1 pseudogene is annotated in these 2,411 nt (G+C 57.5%); it reads left to right on the top strand.

The features are described 5' to 3' along the window. Positions 1–2,411, top strand: a pseudogene (locus GTF44_RS21875) (hypothetical protein); the annotation flags it as partial.

The raw sequence follows: 2,411 nt of genomic DNA, 5'->3' as shown, positions 1-2,411 counted from the left end.
GGCCGTTTGACCAAGTTCAAGGGGCGGGTAGCAAGCATTGCACCGGGGCTTTCGGTGGTGACCACCGCTGTGGCGCTGTTTGCCGGCAGCGTGGACCAGGCGGCGGCCCAGGTGGCCCCGCCGGAGGCCGATGCGTGCGGTGGTTCGACTAGCGGCGTCGTTTCATGTGGCACTGGCATCTACGCTGAAGGCATCGCCTATACGGGCGACCTTAAAAGTCGTGGTTACGATGGTGGTCCGCAAGAAGATACACACACCCTGACCCTTGGCGATCCTGCAATTCCCGATTCTAGAATCACGGTGGCCGGCTTTGGGGTGACTGTGGACTATGGGGGTGACCATGATGTTTCTGTGCAAATGGACAGTGGGAACATCTTCGCCACGGACGATGAAAGGTATCATAATCACGGGGTTTTGGCGAGGACCTCAGGCGCTGGAAATGTGGACGCCCAAATGAATGGTGGGAATATAATGGCAAGAGTTGCCGGTTCTGCCGGGATTGCTGCGCGTATTGAAAACGGCTCAAGCGATAAGACGGCGACAGCGAGAATGACCGGAGGAACCATTACCGTTGCCGATGGAAATTCTGAGGGGGTTTCGGCGTTCACTGGCGGCGTTGCTGGCAATGTGACAGCGGAAATGAGCGGCAACAGCAAAATCGTCACGCAGAGAGGTGAACTGCAGAATCATCTCACTCCGGCCGGAGCGGTTGCGGCCTATGCCCATAGCCAAGCGTATACAGGCACGGTGGTGGCTAGAATAATCGACGAATCCGAGCACAGAAACCAAACAATAATTACTGCTGCTGGTACAGGCGTGCGTGCAGTCACCCGCGGTGAGGGTGGCAAGGCAACCGCGAGTATGGCGGGCGGAATAATCAACATCGATGGGGGGGATGCTTACGGGGTTGCGGCGGGTGTCGTCGATACGGCCCTGTATAATAGTGAGGCCGATGCGGAAGCGTTCATGACCGGAGGGAGGATCACAACGAACGGTACCAGGGCGGTTGGGGTTCGTGCGCATACCAGCAGATTTGGCGATGCGTTTGTGCAAATGGATGAAACGCACCACGCCAGCAGAATCACCACCCATGGATGGCAAGCTCACGGGCTTCAGGCGTTCTCCACCAGCACTCATGATGACTCCGAGGGGGCGGCGACGGCTGTCATGAAAGCCGGGACGATCCACATTAACGGTGACGAAGCCCGCGGCGCTTATGCGCAAGCCAATGGCGGCAAAGGTACGGCATTGGTGCAAATGAACAACGGCTCTATCAGGACGACAGGCTGGGATTCTCATGGGCTTTATGCGCGGATCGACAAAGAGGAAAATGATAAAGTGGTGAGGGTGGAAATGACCGGGGGGTCCATCGTGACGTATAATGCCCCCGGTAGGATCGGCGGATCCCATGGGATTTATGCGGACACCAGTGGTTCTGGCAACGTGGTCGTGGAGATGGTGGGCGGTACGGTCACCACGATTGGGAGAAATTCTCACGGGATTTGGGCGGAATCAGAAGCCCCTACCCAAAGCGTCGAGGTCGAGCCGAATGTCCGTGTCCGCTTTCTGAAGCCGGACGGGCAGTCGAGAGCGAAGACGTTTGTCACGCTGGGTGAGGATGCCGTTGTCACGGCGTCCGGAGAGGGTTCAGACGGGATTCGTGTTTCAGGGAATTTCGAGCGGTTGAGTCTCGACAGCGATGAGTTTGTTCAGTTGGGTGCAAACGGCTTTGACGTAGATGTGGACGGGACTGTGACGGGCGGAGCTGGCAGTGGTGCCGCGATCCGCACGATCTCCAGCGCCAGCGGGACAATTGACATCGCCAGCACCGCCACTGTGAAGGCGGGGGACTCTGGTATTGCGATACATACTGAGACTGCCAGATCTTCTGGTGACGTGTCAGAAGACGACGATGGCTCTGCGGTTATCAATGCGGCAGGGACCATCGAGGGTGATATTCTTCTCGATGCAGGTGACGATATCCTGAACCTGACAAGCGGAAGCATCACCGGTGATATTTATGGCGGAGACGGTGACAATATCCTGAACCTGACGGGCGGCAGCTTCACCGGTAACATTTATGCTGGCGCGGGCAACGATACCGTCACGATTTCCGCCGCAACCGAGTATGACGGGTCCTACATTCTGGACGGTGGAGCGGGCACGAATGACCGGCTGACCTTGCATGGCCAGACCATCCGCAACACAGCGGATAACTTTCGCAACTGGGAGCATGTCACGCTGAACGACACGACCCTGAACCTGGAAGGGATGGACAGACTGGATACGAATCTGTCCATCGACGCCGGGTCTGAGTTCCGCGCGTTTGGCCAGCAAAGTGACACCCCCACCGTCCTGACCATCGCAGGTGATGTGACCAATAATGACGGCTCTGTCGTCTTAAGCGTGCA

The organism is Roseobacter sp. HKCCD6576-2 (genome assembly GCF_013179285.1).
Classification (GTDB): Bacteria; Pseudomonadota; Alphaproteobacteria; order Rhodobacterales; family Rhodobacteraceae; genus Rhodophyticola; species Rhodophyticola oceani.
The sequence above is the reverse complement of the archived record's forward strand: the minus strand, read 5'-3'. Positions and strand labels throughout refer to the sequence as shown.